This is a genomic window from Paenibacillus sabuli (assembly GCF_014705605.1).
Classification (GTDB): domain Bacteria; phylum Bacillota; class Bacilli; order Paenibacillales; family Paenibacillaceae; genus Paenibacillus_D; species Paenibacillus_D sabuli.
The window spans coordinates 64,866-85,908 of record NZ_JACXIZ010000041.1 but is presented as its reverse complement, the minus strand read 5'-3'; the positions used below and the strand labels follow the sequence as shown (position 1 = coordinate 85,908).

Sequence of the window (21,043 nt, the reverse complement as noted above, 5' to 3'; positions counted from 1 at the left end):
TTACAATATGAATATGCAATGGATACGGAGGGACGGCGTATGAGGTATCTGGTGAAGCGGCTCGGACGGCAGCATTTGTTCGTCCGTCTGATGATTCCCTATTTCCTGTTCATGCTCGTAGCGCTGCTGCTGGGCGGACTTTTTTACAATCAGACCTACGATGTGGTCAAGGACGAGGTGCTGCGCAACAACATGCAGCTGCTCGATCAGGTGAAGGGCACGATGGACAACCGCTTCTCGGAGATCAACCGGATCGCGCTTCAGCTCTCTGGCGATGCGCGGGTGCAGAACTTTCAACGGGTGCGCGACCCTTTTAATTCGGAGAATACGCTCAAGGTCATCGAGACGCAAAAAAATCTGTATTCCTATAACGCGTCGAACCACTTCGTGCTGGACTATTATCTCATCTTCGGCAACAGCGATCTCGCCCTGTCGACCAATTCCATCTACGAGCTGCCAGCCTTCTACCGCCATGTGCTGTCCTATGAAGGCATGGATTACGAGATGTGGCGCGAGGAGCTGCTGGGCACCTACCGCAATCGCGAGGTGATGCTCGCCGGAGCGGCGAGCTATCAGGAGCGGCCGATGCCGCTGCTGACCTATGTGCAGTCGCTCGGCTACCCGAGCCGTATTCAGGGGGCGCTGGTCGTGCTCGTGGACAATCGCAGCATGCAAGCGATGTTGAGCGGCCTGGATATCTCCGACGGCGGCTGGGTATCGATCCTTGACGAGCACGGGCGGGTCATCAGCTCGCTGTCCAAGGGAGCATCGCCGGCTGCGGACGGCGTCGCATACCCCGAGGCGAGGGGGACGATCGAGGCTTCTCCGGCGACCGGGGACATGATGGTCACTTACACGACCTCGGCATACAACGGCTGGCGTTATGTGGTGGCGCAGCCGCCGCACGTCGTGCTCGGCAAGGTCGACTCGATCAAGCAGACAACGTTGTCCATCGTGGCGGTGTTTCTCGTCATTGGTCTGCTGCTGGCCTACCTGTTCGCCACGCGCAACGGCCGGCCGCTGGTCCGGATCGTATCGACGCTGACCGGACGTCTCGAATCGGCGGAGCCGGAGCGGCCCAAGGACATGTACGGCTATATTCAGAATTCGCTCGATCGGCTGATTGACGACAACGGCGCCCTGCAGAACGCCATGGAGCGGCAATCGCGGATGCTGTGGGAGTCTTTTTTAGTCCGGCTGCTCAAGGGCGATTTTTTGAGCGCCGACGAGATTCACAAGCTGCTCAAGCATCAGGGCGTCGATTTGAGCGGGGCAGGGTATGCGGTTGCGCTGCTGCATTTTCGCGCCGGGGAGCGCGGCATGAGCGACGAGACGCTGCAGGCGCTGGACGTCGAGCGCGTGCTCATCGGCAAGGTGCTGCAGCAGACGCTGGACGACGATCGTCTGGCTTATCCGATTGCCGAGGACAAGATTGCGCTCCTGTTCACCGACGCGTCCGGCGATCCGGCCGTCTTCCGGAGCATGATCGATCGCCGACTCGGCAACATCGCCAAAAACATCCGCGACGGGCTGGAGCTCGATCTGCACATCGCGGTCGGCGGCATCTGCCCATCGCTAGTCGAAGTGGCGGGCTCCTACGAGGAGGCGCGCCAGTCGCTCTACACGATGCAGGAAGGCGCGGACCCGGGCACGGGTATCGTCTGGTACGACGAACTGCCGACGGTGCAAGGCGGCTTCTATTTTCCGCCCGAGACGGAGAATCGGCTGATCAACTGCACCAAGGCGGGCGAAACGGAGGAGGTCGGGCGGCTTTTGCACACGCTGTTCGAGGTGAATTTCCAGGCGCGTCATTTGCCGATCGCGATGCAGCAGCTGTTTTTTTACGAAATCATCAGTTGTCTGGTCAAGGTCCGGGAGCAGCTCATGCAGCCGGACCCGGAACAGATCAAGCACTTGCAGCAGCAGCTCGGGATGCAGGACAATCCGAAGCAGGCGCTCGATGCGCTGACGGATGCGTTCCAGTCGATCAGCACGGTCGTGGACAAGCGCAAAAAAAGCCGCAACAGCCGTCTGCTGGACGACATTCTCGCATATTTGCAGCAAAGCTACGGCCATTCCGGACTCAGTCTGGATACGGCGGCCGACCATATGCATATCTCCAAGGGCTACATGTCGCAGTTTTTCAAGGAGCAGATGGGCCTGACCTTCTCGGAGTATCTGGAAAATCTGCGGATGGACAAGGCTCGGGAGCTGCTGGCCGCGACGGAGCTGCCGGTCGGGCAGATTGCCGAGCAGGTCGGCTACCACTCGGCCAGCACGTTCTCGCGCGCCTTCAAGCGCGGCAGCGGCGTGAGCGCCACCGCTTACCGCGAATCGGCGCAAAAGGACGCGCCGCCCGGCGCTGCCAGCAATTCTGCGACTTAGAGCGCGGAGTTGCTGGCGGCGCCGTCACGCACCACAGGCACCGCGGCGCCCAAGCCGTCGCGAGTCATGCGCCACAGGCGCCGCGTCGCTCAAGCCGTCGCGAGTCATGCGCCACAGGCACCGCGTCGTTCAAGCATCGGCCAGTCATGCGCCGCAAGCACCGCTGCGTCCAAGCAGCCGTTATGCACGCCAAGTGGTGTCGCGATCTGGCATTTGCCAATCACTCGACCTGAATCGTCCGCTCACCTTCGGCCGACTCAGATCGAGTTGGATTGGTCGCTCAACTTTAGATCGCCCCGCCTGAGTTGGTTGGCCGTTCGACTTACACCGCCCCGCACGAGTTAGAGTGCTCACACCGGTTCGATCTCGCGTGCGTCCATTCGGTAGCACCGTAAGATTGCACACTGTACAACCCCGCAATTTGAGCTTAAATCCGCCCACGGAGCAAAATACGCCGTGCAACCTCACAATTTGAGCTTAAAACCGCCTCCGGAGCAAAATACGCCGCGCAACCTCACAATTTGAGCTTATTTTCTGCAACTGTGAACTGTCAGTTTATTATGTTGCGTGCGATTGGCACCGCAACGGACTTCTTCAAAAATGAGCACACTTCAAAATTGAATGACTGTTTTTTGCTTCTTTTCGCGATGCGGGAGCAGAGTGGGCCATGCACGCCTCAGAATTAGGTTGTGCAGCGATCGATCGAGGGTCTATTTGCGATTTTATTCGGCGGCGAATCGGTGTTTGCTGCGAATAAGATGGCTTAAGAATAGCTAGAGGCATCCAACCAGACTTTTATAATGTTAAATAAACTAACATGGAAGTTAAAAATGAATTCGCTTAAATTAGAAAATAAAGGAAAGTAAACGCTTTTATCTATCTAAAAGCAAACGAAATGCGTAAATGCAAAGGCGATTTTCTTACGATTTGCACAGCATCCGGGCAACTTGCAATTTACATGACATGCCGATCCGACCTATGCTGGGAACACGTCGACGGCGAGCGATGCGGTTGCGACGAACGCCATGGGCGGTTGCGACGAGCGGCACGGGCTGCGGACGAGCGCCATTGGGTTGCGGTTGCGACGAGCGGCACGGGTTGCGGACGAGCGCCATGGGCTGCGCTATTGCGAGCAACACGGCTGCATGTGCGGCAATCCGCTTTGGGCCAGCGCCTGCACAATGACGCTTTGGCAGCCTGGCGGCGCAGTCGGGGCGCTGACACGGGCTCAGCCGCACGCGTCAGCCGTCTTCTTGACATGATACACACAGGGGGTGAAACAAATGGAGCTGAAAAGCACGGTTGATCGTCGGCGCGGGACGGCGGCTATGGACGGCCGGGAGCGGGGCGCTTCGCTGTTCTTGAAGAAACTAAAAAAAAGCTGGCAATTGTACGTGCTCATGTCCTTGCCGTTCCTCTATCTCATCGTATTCAAATACGTGCCGATGTACGGCGCGCAGATCGCCTTCAAAAACTTTGTCGTCACCAAAGGCATTTGGGGCAGCGATTGGGTCGGGCTGAAGCATTTCGAGCGTTTCGTTACCTCGTACGATTTCATGCGTATTTTGCGCAATACGCTCGTGCTCAGCTTCTACAATCTCGTCGCGAGCTTTCCGTTTCCGATCCTGCTTGCGCTGGGGCTCAACTACTTGCGCAGCACGTCTTACCGGAAGGCGGTCCAACTGGTCACCTACGCGCCGCATTTTATCTCGATCGTCGTGGTGGTAGGGATTATCAAGGAGTTGCTGGACCCGCGCATCGGCATCGTCAACAAGATCATCGGCTTTCTCGGCTTCGAACCGATTAACTTCATGGGGGAGATCAATCTTTTCTCGTCCATCTATGTCTGGTCGGACGTCTGGCAGCATGCCGGCTTTAACTGTATTATCTTCATAGCGGCGCTGGCTTCGATCGATCCGGCTCTGCACGAGGCGGCGGTCGTCGACGGCGCGAGCAAGCTCCGCCGGGTATGGCACATCGATCTGCCGGGCATCATGCCGATGGCGGTCATTCTGCTGATCCTCAACACCGGCCATATTCTGGATGTGGGCTTCGAGAAGGTGCTGTTGCTCCAGAATCCAATTAATCTGAAGGCGTCGGAAATCATCGATACGTATGTGTACAAGGTCGGACTGACCGCGCAGGTCGCCAATTACTCGTATTCGACGGCGATCGGACTGTTCAAGTCAATCATTAATCTGATCCTGCTGCTGACGGTCAACAAGCTCGCCCAAAAAACAAGACAGGCCAGCCTGTGGTAGAGAGGAGGCGTAGGGCGTGAATCTTTCTTTGCGGCACGAATCGTGGACGGACAAGCTGTTTACGCTGGCCAACGGGGTGTTCATCACTCTGCTGTTCCTCAGCGTGCTCTATCCAATCCTCTACATCATCAGCGCCTCCTTCAGCGACTCGCAGGCAGTCGTCTCCGGCGAGGTGTGGCTCTGGCCGGTGCGGCCGAGCCTGGAGGGCTATACGGCGGTTTTCGAGTATAATCAAGTATGGACCGGCTTTCGCAATTCGTTTATTTATACGTCGCTGGGCACCGCGATCAATGTAGCGGTCACGGTGCTGGCGGCGTATCCGCTGTCGCGGCGGGACTTTTTCGGGAAGAATGTGTTCATGATTCTCTTCATGTTCACGACGATGTTCACCGGCGGGCTGATCCCCAACTACTTGCTCGTCCGCGAATTGGGCATGCTGGATACGGTATGGTCGATGGTGCTGCCTACGGCGCTGACGGTATGGAACGTCATCATTACCCGCACTTATTTTCAGATGTCGATCCCGCACGAGCTGCTGGAGGCGGCTCAGCTGGACGGGTGCAACGACTTCCAGTTCTTCTGGAAGATCGTGATCCGCTTGTCGGGCCCGATCCTGGCGGTCATCACCTTGTACTACGCGGCTGCCAACTGGAATCAATACTTCAATGCGATGATCTATCTCAAGACGCAGGATATGTACCCGCTGCAGCTCGTGCTCAAGGATATCCTGGTGCAGAACGACGTAGACGTCGCGATGCTCTCCGGCGATCCGCTGGATGCGGCGCGGCGCGAAGCGCTCAAGACGCTGCTGAAATATTCGCTGATCGTCATCTCGACGGTCCCGCTGATGGTCGTCTATCCATTCATACAGAAATATTTGGTCAAAGGCGTCATGATTGGCTCACTTAAAGGGTAAAGGGGACGATGGGGCATGAAAAAGGGGATTAAAAAAGGAGCGGCGCTTGCTATGACAAGCGCGCTGGTCATCGGTATGCTGGCGGCCTGCAGCGACGGAGGCAACAACGGAGGGACGACGGATAGCAACGGGAACAACGGCGGGAATTCGGCGCCTGCGGTCAACGCGGCGGGCACGTTCCCGATCGTCGACGAGCCGATCACGCTGCGCGTCATGACGGGGGCCAATGCGGCGGTGGAGGACTTTGAGACCAATGCCTTCACGCAGTGGTTCGAGGAGCAGACGAACATCCATGTCGAATGGGAGCTCGTGCCGTCGAGCATGGTATCGGAGAAGCTCAATCTGACGCTGGCGAGCGGCGATCTGCCCGATGTGATCATGACGATGGGCGTCACGGCCGAGCAGCAGGCGCTCTATGGCGAGCAGGGCATCCTGCTGCCGCTGAACGACTACATCGCGGAATACGGCGTCAATACGAAAAAGATGTTCGAGGCAAGCCCGCTCGTCGAGCCGACGATCACCTCGGCGGACGGCAACATCTATGCGCTGCCGGCCCCCAACGAGTGCTACCATTGCTCGATGCGCCAGAAGATGTGGATCTACCAGCCGTGGCTGGACGAGCTCGGTCTGGACATGCCGACGACGACGGAGGAATTCTACGACGTGCTGGAAGCCTTCAAGACGCAGGACCCCAACGGCAACGGCAAAGCGGACGAGATTCCATTCTCCGGCGCCCCGCCGCAATCACAGACGTCTACGCTGACGACCAGCGTCGAGAACTTCCTGATGAACAGCTTCACCTATGCGCCTTATACACGCGTCTACCTGAACGAGCAGGACGAGGTGACGGTGCCGTTCGTACAGGACGGATGGCGCGAAGGACTGGCCTATCTGAACGGGCTCTATGCCGACGGTCTGATGGATCCGCAGGCGCTGATGCGCGATCCGGCGCAGCTCGTGCAATTGGGCGAGAATCCGGACGTCGCCGTACTCGGCGCGGTCTCCGGTCCGAATATGAGCGTCGTCACGCAGCTCAACGGCGCCAGCGGCCGCTGGATGGACTACGTCGCCGTGCCGCCTCTCAAGGGACCGGATGGCGTGCAGTTGACGCAATACGATCCGTACCAGGTAGCCCCCGGCCAATTCGTCATCACCAGCGAAGCGGCCAATCCGGAAGCGGCCTTCCGCTTCGCTGACGCGCTCTACGACCGCGAGGTCACGCTGCGCTCGACGATCGGCGAGCCGGAGACCGACTGGCGCTGGGCCGAGGACGGCGAGATCGGCATCAACGGCGAGGCGGCCGTCTACAAGGACATGTCCAAATTCGGCGTGACGCAAAACAAGCATTGGTCGCAGACCGGCATCGCCTACCGTCCGAACGAGCTGCGACTCGGCCAGGTCGCCGACGAGGAGAATCCGTTGGAGACGATCCTGTACGACGAGACGAAGGACAAGTACGAGCCGTACCGCGTCGATGTCGAAACCGTGCTGCCGCCGCTCAACTTCACCGTCGATCAGTCGCAGGAGATGGCCGATCTGTCCAAGACGATCTACGATTACACCAATGAAATGCTGGCCCGCTTCATTATCGGCGACGCGGATATTGCGGACGATGCCGAGTGGGAGGAGTACCTGGCGACGCTGGACGGCATGAATCTGGCGCGCTACCTGGAGATCTACCAGGAGGCCTACGAGACGCGCAAGGCTGCAGTTCAGTAGGGACTAATGATGCAAAACGGCCCCGTCGCCATATCGGCTACGGGAGCCGTTTTGTTAAGAAAGGAACGATGTAAAATGACGCAACCCGCATTTGCAGTACCGGACAAGTGGAAGTGGTTCACCGAGGCGCGCTACGGCATGTTCATCCACTGGGGGCCGTATGCCCGGTACGCGCGCGGCGAGCAGGTGCTGTTCCGCGAGCATCTGAATCAGGCGGACTACGCCGCCCAGGCCTGCGCCTGGAACCCGGAGCATTTCGACCCCGAGCTATGGGCGGCTACGGCCAAGAAGGCCGGCTTCAAGTACGCCTGCTTCACGACGCGCCATCACGATGGCTTCTGCATGTGGGACAGCGCGTACACCGATTACTCCAGCGCCAAGCAGGCGGCGGGCCGCGACTTCGTGCGCGAATACGTCGAGGCCTTCCGCAAGGCGGGGCTGCGCGTCGGGCTGTATTATTCGTGGATCGACTGGCGGCTGCCGGCCTACTACGAGGGTCCGGAGAAGGACCCGGAGGGCTGGGCGAGGACGAAAGCTTATCTGCATAACCAGGTCAAGGAGCTGCTGACCAACTACGGTCAGATCGATCACTTCTTCTTCGATGGCGTCTGGCCGCGCAACGCGGACGATCTGGGCAGCATCGAGCTGGTGGAGGAGATGCGGCGCCTGCAGCCGAATATTCTCATCAACAACCGGCTCGGCTATTCCGAGCAGGTCGACGGCTATCGCGCCGACGGCGGCATCGGCGCCGGCGACTCCGATACGCTGGGCGACTTCGGCACGCCGGAGCATACGATCGAAGCCGATCGCAAGCGGCTCTGGGAATCGTGTCAGACGACGACGTGGCGGCTGTGGAGTCATGTCAGCGGCGAGCGCTGGCGTTCCGCCGACCATCTCCTGGATATCCTGGTCGAATGCACGGAGAAGGGCGGCGCGCACGGAGGTAATCTGCTGCTCAACGTCGGCCCGATGGCGGATGGTCAACTGCCGCCCGAATTCGTGGAGCGCGCGCTCGAGATCGGACGATGGCTCGAGGTGCACGGCGAGGCGATCTACGGCACCGACGGCGGCGCGCTGACCGAGTTCATCACGCGCGGCCGTCAGACGACGAAGGGTGACCATTTGTACCTGATCATCCGCTTCTGGGACGGTCGGCCGCAGCTGCGTCTGACGGATCTGGCGTCGGAAGTAAAGGAAGTAACGCTGCTCACGACCGGTCAACGACTGGACTTCACGCAGCAGGGTGAAGAGCTACTCATTGACGGGTTGCCGCAGGAAGCGCCGACCCGGCTATTCCCGGTCATCCGGATCACATGCGAGGGTGCGCCGACGACCAATCAATGGGGAAGCGAGCGCCTGTGGGAGGGCGATCCGCAGCGTGTCGCCGACTGGGCGCGGAAGCAGCGCGGTAGCTCGGTCTACGCGGACGGCGAGGAGCGCTGATGAGCGGCGAGGGGCTGGCCGTGTCGTCGTCGATCCGGTATGCGGAGCTGACGACACCAGCGCCGATCATCGAGCTGGATATCCTCGAGCGTAATATATCGGCGATGGCGCAGCGTCTGCATGCCGCCGGTATCGGCCATCGCCCGCATATCAAGTCGCATCGATCGGTCGCTATCGCACGACGCCAGCTCGCGGCGGGTGCGATCGGCATCACGACGGCGAAGCTGGCGGAAGCCGAGGTGTTCGCCGATGCGGGCGTCGCCTCGATCCTGCTGGCGTATCCCATTATCGGCGCGGACAAGCTGTCGCGCTTCGAGCGGCTGCATGTCCGCCCCGATCTCGAGCTGCTGACGACGGTCGACAGCTTGGCAGGGGCGCGGGGACTGGCGGCGGTCGGCATGCGCACGGGCCATCCGGTGCGGGTGCTGATCGAGCTCGACGGCGGGCTGCAGCGCGGCGGTCGTCAGCCGGGCTCGGACGCGGTGGCGTTCGCGCTGGCGGTGCAGGCGCTGGACGGCATCGAGGTGGCGGGACTGATGGGCTACTTCGGCACGATCTACGGCCGCCGGGGCGAGGCCGAGCTGGCCACGGCCGCGCGCGCCGAAGCCCGCATCCTGGAGGAGGCGGCGCAGCAGTGCCGCCGCGCCGGGCTGGCGGTGCCGATCCTCAGCGGCGGCACCTCGCCGGCGGCGATGATGAGCGGCCAGATGACGGGCGTCACGGAGGCGCGGGCGGGCAACTACGTATTCTTTGACGCCTCGGGCATCGGCCTCGGGCTCGCGACCGAAGCGGATTGCGCGCTGCGGGTCATCGCGACTGTCGTCAGCACTCCTGCGCCCGGCCGGGCGACGATCGACGCCGGCACCAAGACGCTGACGAGCGACAAGGCCCACCACCGGGACGGCTTCGGCCTCGTCGTCGGCCGCCCGGATGTGCGGGTTGTCATGCTCAATGAGGAGCATGGCTTTTTGCAGTACGATCCCGCAGGTCCGCCGCTGGCGATCGGCGAGCGTGTCGAGCTGATTCCGAATCATGCCTGCGTCATCCCGAACCTGCATCCCCGGGTTGCCGGCGTGCGCGAGGGCCGGCTATGCGAGTGGATCGAGATCGACGCGCGCGGGTGCAGCTACTGAGCAGCTGCGCCGGCGCCGGTCAGCAGGCCGGCCCCACGTTAACTGTCGCGAACCACCTCGACCCAGTCACGACCCCGCGCAATTTGTCGCGACTGGTGTCTAATGGACATGAGCGACGCTTAGAGGTCCTCTTGGCCGATTTGCCGGCTCTAACGGACGCCACAGCCTCTTAGAAGGCTAATCGGCCAACTTTTCACACGAAATACTGCGCTAAGCGTCGCTCGACCAACTGCTGCAGCGTCCGCCGCGCTTGCCGTTCGGAGCGTTGCAGATGTGTAGCCAGCTCGTTCGCGCTGAACGGCCGTAGCAACCGGCGAGCATACCGAAGCGTCTCGGAAGACATCCAATCTTGCTGCACCTCGTTCGTAAAAGCCGCGAACTTCCCCACAAAAGCAAGCACCAACTGTCTGCATAGCGCGGGCTCTTCTTCAATCGACAAATACGCCAGCGGGAAAAACAACCAGTCGTCGAGTCCCAGCAAGGCCTGCTTCAAGCACAAATCCTTGAACCGCCACGCCTCAACATCCCTCGCATGGGAGCGGTAGCCGTGAATTACGCCAGCGAACAGCCGCGGCCCGGCTGCTCCGCAAGATACTAGAACATTTCGTGCGAAACCGGATTCAAGCGGGCGCGCCGGGCTGGCATACTAATAGCATCAAGCCGCGAAAGGAAGTCACTCAACATGAGCATGCCCGCAACAAGCGACGCCCGCGGGGTCACATCTGCCCGCGCCGCACCGCGGCGCAGGCTGCCGGGTGCAATATGGAGGCATCGCGTCTTTTATCTGATGCTGCTGCCCGGCGTGCTGTGGTTCGTCGTGTACAAGTATTTTCCGATGTACGGCGTCATCATCGCGTTCAAAGAGTACAATCTCGTCGACGGCGTATTCGCCAGCGGTTGGGCCGATCCGTGGTACAAGTATTTCAAGCAATTTGTAGAATCGCCGTATTTCGGCCAATTGCTGGCCAACACGTTCCTGATCAGCTTCTACAAGCTATTGTTCGGGATGGCGCCGCCGATCGTGTTCGCGTTGCTGATCAGCGAATGCCGCTACTCGCGGTATGCCCGCTTCATCCAGACGCTCAGCTACATGCCGCACTTCCTGTCCTGGGTCGTCATCTTCGGCATCCTGACCGCCTTCCTCTCGCAGTCGAGCGGGCTGGTGAACCGCTACATCGGCGAGTTCGGCGGCGATCCGGTGCCGTTCCTGACCTCGACGGACTGGTTCCGCAGCATCCTCGTCGGCTCCGACATCTGGAAGGACATCGGCTGGGGCTCGATCATCTACTTGGCGGCCATCGCCGGGATCGATCCGACGTTGTATGAAGCGGGGCGGGTCGACGGCGCTTCGCGGCTGCGCATGATCTGGCACATTACGCTGCCGGGCATCCGCAACGTCATCGTGCTGCTGATGATCCTGCAGCTCGGGCACTTCCTCGACGCGGGCTTCGAGCAGATCTATGTGATGTACAACGTGCAGGTGTATCCGGTCGCCGATATTATCGATACCTGGGTGTATCGCGTCGGCCTGCAGGACCTGAACTTCAGTCTCGGCTCGGCGGTCGGCCTGTTCAAGTCCGCAATCGGACTCGTGCTGGTGCTCGGCTCCAATGCCCTGGCGCGCAGATGGGGGGGCGGCATATGGTAAAATCGAGCTTAACCGAGGATCGCGTCTTCAACACGATCACGGTGGTGCTGCTGGCGATTGTCGGCATCACCGCGGTGTTCCCGCTCTTGTTCGTGCTGTCGATGTCGGTGACGCCCTATGCCGAGGTGCTGAAGAATGGCGGCTTCATCGTCATCCCGCGCTCGGTCACGCTGGAGGGCTATCGTCAAGTGCTATCGGATGATCACATCCCGCGCGCCTTCCTTGTGACGGTATTCATCACAGTCGTCGGCACGGCGATCAATCTGCTGCTCAGCTTCCTGATGGCTTATCCGCTCAGCAAAAAAACGCTGCCCGGCCGGAGCCTGCTGCTGATGATGGTGCTGTTCACGATGCTGTTCTCCGGCGGCATGATCCCGACCTATCTGATCGTCAAGGCGACCGGCATCCTCAATAGCGTCTGGGCGCTCATCGTGCCCTCCGCAATTAGCGCCTTCAATCTGCTGATCATGAAGAGCTTCGTGGAGAACCTGCCGGAGGAGCTGTTCGAGAGCGCGCGTGTCGACGGCGCCAAGGAGTGGCGCATCCTGTTCCAACTCGTCGTGCCGCTGTCCGTGCCGGTCATGCTGACGGTCGGACTGTTCTACGCCGTGCAGCACTGGAATACGCTGCTGTCGGCAATCATGTACGTCAACGACCGCTCCTTGTATCCGCTGCAGGTCGTGCTGCGCGAAATCCTGGTCGGCGCGGAATCGCTCGATCTCGTCGAGGCCGGGGCGAAGATTCCGAGCGAGACGTTCAAGATGGCGGCGGTCATCATCTCGACGCTGCCGATGATCATTGTATATCCGTTCATTCAGAAATACTTCCGCAAGGGCGCGATGCTCGGCTCGGTCAAGGGCTGATACAAGGGCTGATATAAATAACTAGCAGCTATGCAGAAAAGAGGGAATGGCATGAACAAAAAGGGGATCATGACCACAATGCTCGCCTCCGCCATGCTCGCGGGCGCGCTGAGCGCATGCAGCGGCGGCAACGCGAATTCGAACAATCAAGGAACGCCGGAGACAAGCGGCGGCAATGCAGCGGAGCCGGTGGAGATCAGCATCATGCTGCAGGCGGCTGAGCCGCTGCCGGACAATTACTTCATGATCGATGAGCTGGAAGAGCGTCTGGGCGTCAAGCTGGACATTCAGACGTATCTGCCGGACGACTACACGAGCAAGATCAATACCGGCCTGGCCAGCGACTCGGCCACCGACATCTTCTTCCTGAGCGACCGCAATATGTTCAACAAGCTGGCCAAGCAAGGCGTGCTGTTCGACTTCGACCCGTATATGGATCAGCTGCAGCCGACCGTGGACTTCGTCGGCGAGGACAATCTGGTCAAGGGGCAAGCGGCCGGCAAGCAGTACGGCATTCCGCAGACTGCGCGGGCGTATCAATATTCGCTGTGGGCGCGGCAGGACTGGCTGGATGCGCTGGAGCTGGCGGCTCCGACGGATCTGGAGCAATTCCAGGAGGTGCTGGGCGCCTTCCGCAACGATGATCCCGACGGCAACGGCAAGAAGGACACGTACGGCTACAGCGGACGTCCGAACGAAGCGCTCGGCCCGCTGTTCGGCGCCTTCGGCACGACGTATCCGGGCTACTTCTACGTCAAGGACGGCGCGCTCGTCAATTCGCTGTACGATCCGGCCATGAAGGATGCGCTGGCGTATATCAAAGGGCTGTTCGATGCCGATCTGATCGATCCGGAGATGCTCGGCAACACGAAGCTGCAGCATAAGGACAAGGCGTTCCAGGGCCAGATCGGAATGTTGTACTTCAACTGGCCGAACATTGCCCGGGAGGACAAGATTCAGGAATACAAGACGGTTAATCCCGATGCAGAGTGGGTGCAGCTCGACCTGCCGCAGGGGCCGGGCGGGCAGTACGCCTACTATGACGATCTGGGCGCGGCGACGGTGGCGGCGTTCCCGAAATCGGTGGAGAAGGACCCGGCCAAGGTGGAGAAGCTGATCGAGCTGCTCAACTACGTATCCTCGCCGGAAGGCTCGCAACTGGTCATGTATGGGCTGGAGGACGTGCATTACGAGATCAAGGACGGCGAGATCGTACCGGTGTCGGACGAGGCGGCGGTGCAGGAAGCGGCATTCACCTACCTCTTCCAATTCACGGGTCGAGACGAGATGGTGTATCTGAAGTCTAAATTCCCGAATCAGGAAGCGGCGTACACGTTCGCCAATGAAATGCCGCTGCTGCCGGTGTACAATTCGTTCGTCGACAATCCGGAAGGCTACAATGCAGCCGATGCGAGCCGTTACATGGAAGAAGAGCTGTATAAATTCCTCTACGGCAAGCGTTCGCTGGACGAATACGACGACTTCCTCAATACGCTGGAAACGACGTTCGGCTACAAGGCTTACATGGATGCGGCCGAGCAACAATTGACCGAGCTGGGGATTCTGGAATAGAAGGCAACGCGTCAGTCGGATAGAACGACTGCGTCGGCACAATGCATCACGGCGGCGCAGTCGATTCTTTTTCATTCATATTGTCAGCGCTTCCAATAAGAAATGGCTCTCATTCACTCGAAGAACAGGAGGAATAATAATGCAACTAGCAATAAAGAAAAGCGTCATGACTATGCTCAGCTTGTTGGTGCTGCTCGGTACCCTGGGGCTGACTGTGCCGCCCGCGCCCGCCGCGGCGGCGGGCGGAGAATTCATCATCGACAACGGCGACCCGGGCTTCGACCAGTCGGGATTCAGCGACGCCACCTCGGTGCGCGGCTACAACGGCTCGTCCACAGTCTACACGGGCTACTACGGCAGCTACGCTACCTGGACACCCGCGGAATCGGATGCCTTCGAGCCGGGGGAATACACGGTCTACGTGTATCTCGTGAAGCGCACGTCGGGCAATGCGACAGCTGAGCTGGAGGTGCATCACGGAGGTGCGGCTTCGCCGGACGCGCAGCCGTTCGACTTGGATCAGCAAGCGGCTTCGGGATTCGAGGAACTGGGTACATACACCTTCACCGGTGCGGCCGGCGAATATGTGCGGCTGGCCAAGCAAACGGGCTCCAGCGGCTATGTGCACGCCGATGCGGTGAAGTTCGTGCGGGCGCCCGACGGCAATACGAACGCCAGGCTGGCCGATCTGAGCATCCAGGGCGGGGGCGTACTGGACCCGGCCTTCTCCCCTACGGTGACGGCGTATACGTATGAAGCGCTGCCGTCCACCGCCTCGATCGTGCTCGTCCCGACCGCCGAGGATGCGGCGGCTGAGATCCGCGTGAACGGGCAGGTGACGGCTAGCGGCGAGCCCGCACCGGCTGTGACGCTGCAAGTCGGCTACACGGACGTGGAGGTGGAGGTGCGCGCCGAGGATCGGTCGTATCGGCAGACCTACGCGCTCACTGTATTCCGGGCGCCGCAGGGCGGGGGCGGACCGGCCGTGCTGGAGAATGATGCCTATATCGTGACGGGACAGGCGGACCGCAGCTTCGTCATCGAGCAGAAGGCCAGCGGAGCGAGCGCAGTCTTCGATCCGACCTTCACCGTCGTCTACAGCGACGACAATCCGCGCAAGGGCACTGGCAAGCTGACCGGCGCCCCGTGGAGAAGCGGCAACGGCGATGTGAACTACACCGTGCTCGCCTGGGATGGCAACACCGACTTCAGCGCCGCGCCCGGCACGCGCGCGGTGCATACGGCGACCTATGCCGTCTATGACGGCGCTGCGATCGACTGGCTGTACGAGCGCGGCGACGGCTACACGCTGCATGCGTCGCTCGCGCTGGAGCCGGGCAGCGGCGAGCCGCAGCTCTCGTATACGCTGACGCCGAGCGCGGCGCGCTACTACAGCGTCGGCTTCACGGGCGCCCCGGGGGCGAGCCCGGAGCAGACCGATTGGATCTATCAGCCGCCGATCTGGCAGGAGCAGCGCGTGCCGGACAAGTCGTACTTGACCGAGGAATCGCGCAGCACGCTGCCGGTCGTCATGTACGGCCAGCAGGGACGGAGCGTCGGCGTGGCCGCCGATCCGCAGCAGCTGCCGTTCCGACTGGCCACGCTGGCCAATTCCGGCTTCGGTCTCCTGATCCGCGACGACGCCGGGCAGATGACGCCTTCGGTATATGCGCCGGTGTACGGTGGCGAAGGCTCCTACCGTGCAGAGCCGTACACGTTCGCCTTGCGGCTGTTCGTACGGGAGGATGACAGCTACGGCACGTACAAGCATCTTGCGAAGGAATTGTTCGCCTTCGACGCCTACCGCGAGAACGGCGAGACGACGCTGAACGAGACGCTGGACAATCTCGTCGACTTCATTCTCAATACCAGCGGTTACAACTATTCGTACTGGGACGAGGAATACAAGGCCTACGATTACGTCAATGACAAGCCGGGCTACGGACGTCAGCAATCGGCAGTCTACGCGCTCGCGCTGGCGATGGTGCGGGACAGCCGCGAGCTGTACGAGGAGCGCGCCCTGCCGACGATTGAATACCTGGCCTCGCGCAAGACGCAATATACGAAGCTGAACGGATATGATGCGCAGTATCCGATGGGCGGACCGGTGCGCAATTATATCGAGGACTGGGTGACGCTGTATGAGATGACGGGCAGCCGTACGCCGGCCTTCGCCGAGCTGTTCGAGGACGGGATGCGGCTCAAGGCCGCCAATCTGGGGGCGCCGGCGGACTGGAAGGCGATCATCGACGCGCAGGCGAGCTACACGCGCGAGCAGGCGCTCGATCATGCCAAGCGCTGGCTGCAGCCGCTGATGGCGGCCTACCGGCTGACCGGCGAGAGCGAGTATCTGAGCGACGCGCGCAAGGTCGCCGACGATTATATCGCGTATCGTCTGGAGGAAGCGGCGACCGATTATTACGATGCGCAGAGCTCCTTCTGGACGGATCTGGCACCGATGTACTATGCGCTCCTGGAGCTGTACGAGCTGACCGGGGAGGCGAAGTACGAGGCGGCCTTCGTCGCCGGCATGAAGCCGTTCGCCCAGTACATCCAACTGGCTCCGCAAGTGCCAGAGGGCGAAGTGACGCTCGGCGGACAGACGGTGCCCGCCTGGTCGCTGTCGGAGATCGGCCTGACCTCGGAGGCGGCCGGCACGAGTCACAGTCACCGCGGTATCTTCATGCCGTATTATTCCGGATATCTGGCGCTGGCTGCGGCGTACGCCGATGACGACTTCCTCCGCGATCTGGCGGCATCGAGTCTGATCGGCCGCTACGGTAATTATCCCGGCTACACACTGCGCGGCGAGTACTCGCCGGTGTTCGGCGATCCGGATTATCCGCTGCAATGGTACGCCACGTACAGCAACACGGCGCACATGAACCATCCGCTACCGATGGCGTCGATGATCATTGAATACATGGTCGCGGACGCATTTGACCGCTCGGAGCGCGGCATCGTCTTCCCGTCGCGCTACTCCGATACCGGGGCGTACTTCAAGAACAAGGTGTACGGCGATCGCCCGGGCCGATTCTACGACGAGCAGGGCGTGAACCTGTGGATGCCTAAGGAGCTGCTGACGACGGACAACAAGCAGGCCAATTACATCGCGGGCTACGGTAATGGCAAGCTGTATCTCGCCTTGACGAACCCGTCGGACACGGCGCAGACGGTGACGGTGCAGCTGAATGAGGAGCTGGTCACCTACGGCGCTTCCCACACGGCTCGGCTGTGGCAGGGGGACATCGAGCAAGGCGCGGTGCAACTGCTGGACGGGGCGGTAACCGTGACCATCGCGGCGGGCGGTCTGACGGCGCTGGCGATCGATGGCGTCACGGCGCAGACGGAGCTGCAGCAGGAGCTGCAATCGAGCGGCGACGGACAACTCCGGCGCACGAGCATGGCGCAGGCGTGCACGCCGTTCGGCAGCATGAGCGGGATGGTGCTGTCCGCCGGGCCGGAGCTGAGCAGCGCGTACTTGTATGCGAGCACCGGTCAGGATGCGGCGCGCAGCATGACGTTGCATTACGCGATTGATGGCGGCGCGTGGCAGACAATGACACGCGATCGTTACCCGTTCGAATTCACCGTGCCGCTCGGCAGCGGGGCGGAGGAGATCGTCTATTACATGGTCGACTCCGAGGAGCGTTCCTCCGAGGAGCAGAGGCTGTGGCTCTCGGAGGCGGCGGATACGGGCAGTGTGACTGATACGACGATCGAGGCCTGCCCACAACCCGAGCCGCTGGAGCCGGACCCGGGCGAGGAGCCGTCCGGACCGCCGGTCCTGGCGTACACGGAGGACTTCGAGTCCGGTGCGCCTCAGGACTGGAGCGCACCGGCCGGCACATGGACGGCGGTCACGGAAGGGACGAACAACGGCGTGTACCGGATTGACGCGACCACGCAGGGCCAGGAGGAAGGTATGCTGCTCGGCGGCGATGTCACATGGAGCGACTATGCGGTCGCAGCGAAGGTGAAGGCGCATGCCAACGGTACGTCCGGCTATGCATCAGGCATTACAGCCCGGGCGTCGGATGCGGACAATTTGTACTTGCTGCGTCTGCACTGGAGCCTGGGCAAGGCGCAATTGCTTAAGAAACAGGACGGCGTCTGGACGACGCTCAAGGGCTCTGATTCGCTCGCACTGGAGCTGGAGCAGTGGTATACGTTGAAGCTGGACGTGCAGGGCAATCAGTTGCGCGGCTATGTCGACGGCGAGCTCGTGCTGGAGATGGAGGATGATTCGCTGTCCTACGGCGGCATCGGGGCGCGCGTCTGGAATCAAGAGGTCTCCTTTGACGATTACCAGGTGTGGCTGTACGATACACCGCGGCGCATGCCGCTCTACGATGAGGACTTTGAGGACGGGCAGGCGGCAGGATGGACGTACAGCGGCGGCGGCACGTGGACGGTCGGCGCCGAGGATCAATCGCAGGCGCTGCGGCACACTTCGCCGTCCGGAGAGGGGATCGCTTCGGCGGGCAGCGCGAGCTGGACGGATTATGCTGTGGAAGCGGATATCCGTTACCTCAACGCGTCGACGATCATTCAGTCCGGCCTGGCGGCGCGTTATGCCGATGTGGACAATTACTACTTGCTGCGGCTGTTCTCCGATACGTCGACGGTTCAGCTATTCAAGAAGCAAGACGGCCAGATGACCGCGCTCGGGGAAGCGTCGATGTCGGTCGTGGCCGGACAGTGGTACCGGCTCAAGCTGGAGGTCGAGGGCGAGCGCATCCGCGGCTATGTGAACGGCGTGCAACGGATTGCCGTGAGCGACAGCGAGCCGCTGACAGCGGGCGGTATCGCGATCGTGGCGCTGGACGAGCCGTTGGCGGCGGACAACGTCAAGGCGACGGCGATCCTGACGCCGCGCAAGCTGGCGGTGCTGCCGGAGCTGCGTGAGCTGGAGATCGACGGGACGCTGCAGCTCGAAGCCCTGCTCGCGGATGACGACTCGGCGTATCCGGGGGTGCGCTGGTACTCGGACGCGCCCGAGATCGCGACCGTCGATGCGGCCGGGCTGGTGACCGGCCATGCGGCAGGGGAAGCGAAGATTCGGGCGGTGCCAATCTCGACGCTGCCGGAGGAGCCGGTGCATCCCGTCGAGGTGAGCGTCACGGTGACGGAGGCCTCGCCGGGGGAATAAGGCGGGAACAAGGCGAGAGCACAAAGCAAGCAGGCCTGTTGGACACCAGTGAGAATGAATGGAATTGTAGCAAAAGCGGCGATAGCGTGCGTCACATCGCGAGAATGGTGAAAGTATGAGTCGCAGTAGCAAGATGTAGCAGGAAGTGGGCCGGACCTGGGAGACGTATCCCGGGTCCGGCTCTTTACATCCGACTATTAATGACGTGTTTCGCCTATCCGGCTGCTCAGGCGATCCGACTACTCAATGGCCGCCTACGATTTCGTGATTTTGGTGAGCGCAGTTTTTTTGTAGTCGCTGGGCGAGCAGCCGACCATTTTTTTGAACATGGTGGAGAAGTGGGAGTAGTAGCGGAAGCCGACCTTCTCCGCCAGCTCGTAATTCCGATACTTGCCCTCGGCGATATACACCTTGGCCTGCTCAATGCGCTGCTCCAGCACGTAGTCGATGACCGGACTGCCGATCTCCCGCTTGAACAGATGGCTCAGATGTGAGGCGCTGAGTCCGACCTCGCCGGCGATCGTGTCCAGCGTCAGCTCGCGGCTCAGATTCGCCCGGATGAACGCGACGGCGCGGGCGATCTCGGGACGAATCGCGATCATGCTGCTGCGTGCCTCTTGCCAGGCCTCGGTCCACCGGGCGAGCGTCTCGAAGCAGGCGTACAGGTCGGCGCAGCTCTCGAAGTCCGGCCACGGCGGCAGGTGCAGCTCCTCCTCGGGCGGATAGCAGCGCCGCAGCCCCCCGAACCAGCGGCGTACCTTCTCAGGCTGAGGACGGACGAGCAGCAGGTAGTTGCGGGTCTGCGCGGTCCAGTCCGCATAGCGGTCCGCCGTATAGACAGCGACGCTGTCCTGTAGCTTGGCGGCCAAGCCGCTGAGCAGCTCATCGGATACGTCCTGGAACGGAGCGGCGCTCTGCTCCAGGATCAGATGCGGCCGGCTCTGATAGAAGCGGTGGACGAGCAGCGCGGCGCTGCGTCGGTAAGCCGCTCCGAGCTGCTCCGGGCGCATGCAGGGCGAGGCGGCGAGGCAGAGCTGTAGCTTCATATAGTCAGCGAGCGGTTGCTGCAGGGCCGCTTCCGCCAGCGCAGGCAGATCCTCCAGTGCATCGCTGCCGGGCGCGGCGCTCTGCTTGAGCACGATGGCCAGTCGGCCGATCGCCGCCGGGAATAGCTCGAAGCGGCCGGGCATGACGGCGGCGAGCGATTCGCGGACGATCTCCAGCAAGCTGAATTCGATTAGTGGATGGTCCTTCTCGGGGTAGCGGCCGAGCACTTCTTCCGGCTGGTCGATCGCCGCGGCCACCACGATGTACGCGTCGGCCTCCAGCGCTACGCCGATCGCGGCGCCGCGCTCCAGCACATGCTCGCGCCGCTCCAGCACGCCGGAGAGCATCTGCTCCAGCATGCTGCGGCGCAGCGGATAGCGATTCGTCTGCAGCAGGAGCCGCCGTTCCCTGGCGGCCTCTGTGTAGACGGTATCCTGCTGCAGGGCCGCGCTGGCGCGGTCGAGCGCTTGTCTGGTCTCTTCGGGATGGATCGGCGACTTGAGGATATAGCCGACCGCCCCGAGCTGTAGCGCCTTCTGAATATAGGCGAAGTCGCGATGTGCAGTCAGCACGATGCAGCGGATGCGCGGATGCTCCCGGGCCATGCGCTCCAGCAGCGTCAGTCCGTCCATCACGGGCATCGTGATATCCACCAGGGCGATATCCGGCGCATGGCGGCGGCATTGCTCCAGCGCTTCGGCGCCGTTGTCGGCTTCGCACACGATCTCGTAGCCCCACTCATCCCAGGGGAAGCTGCTGCGGATATGCTTGCGCGCGAGCGGTTCGTCGTCCACCAGCATCACGTGTCGATTCATTTCGGGCGCTCCTTTCTCGGGTTGGCAATGTATGGCGTCGGCCCATCGTCGGCACACCGTCGGAACGGCATCGGCCCGGCGTCGACGGG

General features: G+C 61.5%; 12 protein-coding genes. 10 read left to right on the top strand and 2 right to left on the bottom strand.

Annotation, left to right across the window (positions count from 1 at the left end):
• Nucleotides 1-39 precede the first annotated feature (39 nt).
• The 6 genes from IDH44_RS20640 (at nucleotide 40) to IDH44_RS20615 (ending at nucleotide 9,857) form a co-directional block, all read left to right on the top strand.
• Nucleotides 40-2,385, top strand: coding sequence for a helix-turn-helix domain-containing protein (locus IDH44_RS20640; protein WP_190920710.1), 2,346 nt, complete (start codon nucleotides 40-42; stop codon nucleotides 2,383-2,385).
• Nucleotides 2,386-3,668: 1,283 nt separating this feature from the next.
• Nucleotides 3,669-4,646, top strand: coding sequence for an ABC transporter permease (locus tag IDH44_RS20635; protein WP_223869881.1), 978 nt, complete (start codon nucleotides 3,669-3,671; stop codon nucleotides 4,644-4,646).
• Between the two features lie 16 nt (nucleotides 4,647-4,662).
• Nucleotides 4,663-5,562: a carbohydrate ABC transporter permease gene (locus IDH44_RS20630; protein WP_190920709.1), complete on the top strand. Its 900-nt coding sequence runs from the start codon at nucleotides 4,663-4,665 to the stop codon at nucleotides 5,560-5,562.
• A gap of 15 nt (nucleotides 5,563-5,577) precedes the next feature.
• The gene (locus IDH44_RS20625; RefSeq protein WP_190920708.1) at nucleotides 5,578-7,281 is read left to right on the top strand and encodes an ABC transporter substrate-binding protein; all 1,704 of its coding nucleotides are present in this window, start codon (nucleotides 5,578-5,580) and stop codon (nucleotides 7,279-7,281) included.
• A 75-nt stretch (nucleotides 7,282-7,356) separates the two neighbouring features.
• A complete protein-coding gene (locus IDH44_RS20620) occupies nucleotides 7,357-8,724 on the top strand; it encodes an alpha-L-fucosidase (RefSeq protein ID WP_190920707.1) in 1,368 nt (455 codons plus the stop codon).
• Nucleotides 8,724-9,857 (top strand): alanine racemase, encoded by a 1,134-nt coding sequence (locus IDH44_RS20615; RefSeq protein ID WP_190920706.1) that lies wholly within the window; start codon nucleotides 8,724-8,726, stop codon nucleotides 9,855-9,857. Before IDH44_RS20620 ends, IDH44_RS20615 begins: the two co-directional genes overlap by 1 nt.
• 193 nt (nucleotides 9,858-10,050) lie before the next feature.
• Here the strand turns inward: IDH44_RS20615 and IDH44_RS20610 are convergent, their stop codons facing one another.
• Nucleotides 10,051-10,350, bottom strand: coding sequence for a hypothetical protein (locus IDH44_RS20610; protein WP_190920705.1), 300 nt, complete (start codon nucleotides 10,348-10,350; stop codon nucleotides 10,051-10,053).
• A 294-nt stretch (nucleotides 10,351-10,644) separates the two neighbouring features.
• Between IDH44_RS20610 and IDH44_RS20605 the strand changes: the two genes are divergently transcribed.
• The 4 genes from IDH44_RS20605 to IDH44_RS20590 all read left to right on the top strand — a co-directional run bounded on the left by IDH44_RS20605 (nucleotide 10,645) and on the right by IDH44_RS20590 (nucleotide 19,092).
• Nucleotides 10,645-11,505: an ABC transporter permease gene (locus tag IDH44_RS20605; RefSeq protein ID WP_223869888.1), complete on the top strand. Its 861-nt coding sequence runs from the start codon at nucleotides 10,645-10,647 to the stop codon at nucleotides 11,503-11,505.
• Nucleotides 11,499-12,368, top strand: a complete 870-nt coding sequence (locus IDH44_RS20600) for a carbohydrate ABC transporter permease (protein ID WP_190920704.1) — start codon at nucleotides 11,499-11,501, stop codon at nucleotides 12,366-12,368. Before IDH44_RS20605 ends, IDH44_RS20600 begins: the two co-directional genes overlap by 7 nt.
• Nucleotides 12,369-12,419: 51 nt before the next feature.
• Complete coding sequence (locus IDH44_RS20595) at nucleotides 12,420-13,940, top strand: extracellular solute-binding protein (protein ID WP_190920703.1); 1,521 nt, start codon at nucleotides 12,420-12,422, stop codon at nucleotides 13,938-13,940.
• 139 nt (nucleotides 13,941-14,079) lie between these two features.
• Nucleotides 14,080-19,092 (top strand): family 16 glycoside hydrolase, encoded by a 5,013-nt coding sequence (locus IDH44_RS20590; RefSeq protein WP_190920702.1) that lies wholly within the window; start codon nucleotides 14,080-14,082, stop codon nucleotides 19,090-19,092.
• 254 nt (nucleotides 19,093-19,346) lie between these two features.
• On the opposite strand, the gene IDH44_RS20585 is transcribed toward IDH44_RS20590, so the two are convergent.
• Entirely contained in the window at nucleotides 19,347-20,954 is a 1,608-nt protein-coding gene (locus tag IDH44_RS20585) for a response regulator transcription factor (protein WP_190920701.1), read from the bottom strand.
• Nucleotides 20,955-21,043 lie beyond the last annotated feature (89 nt).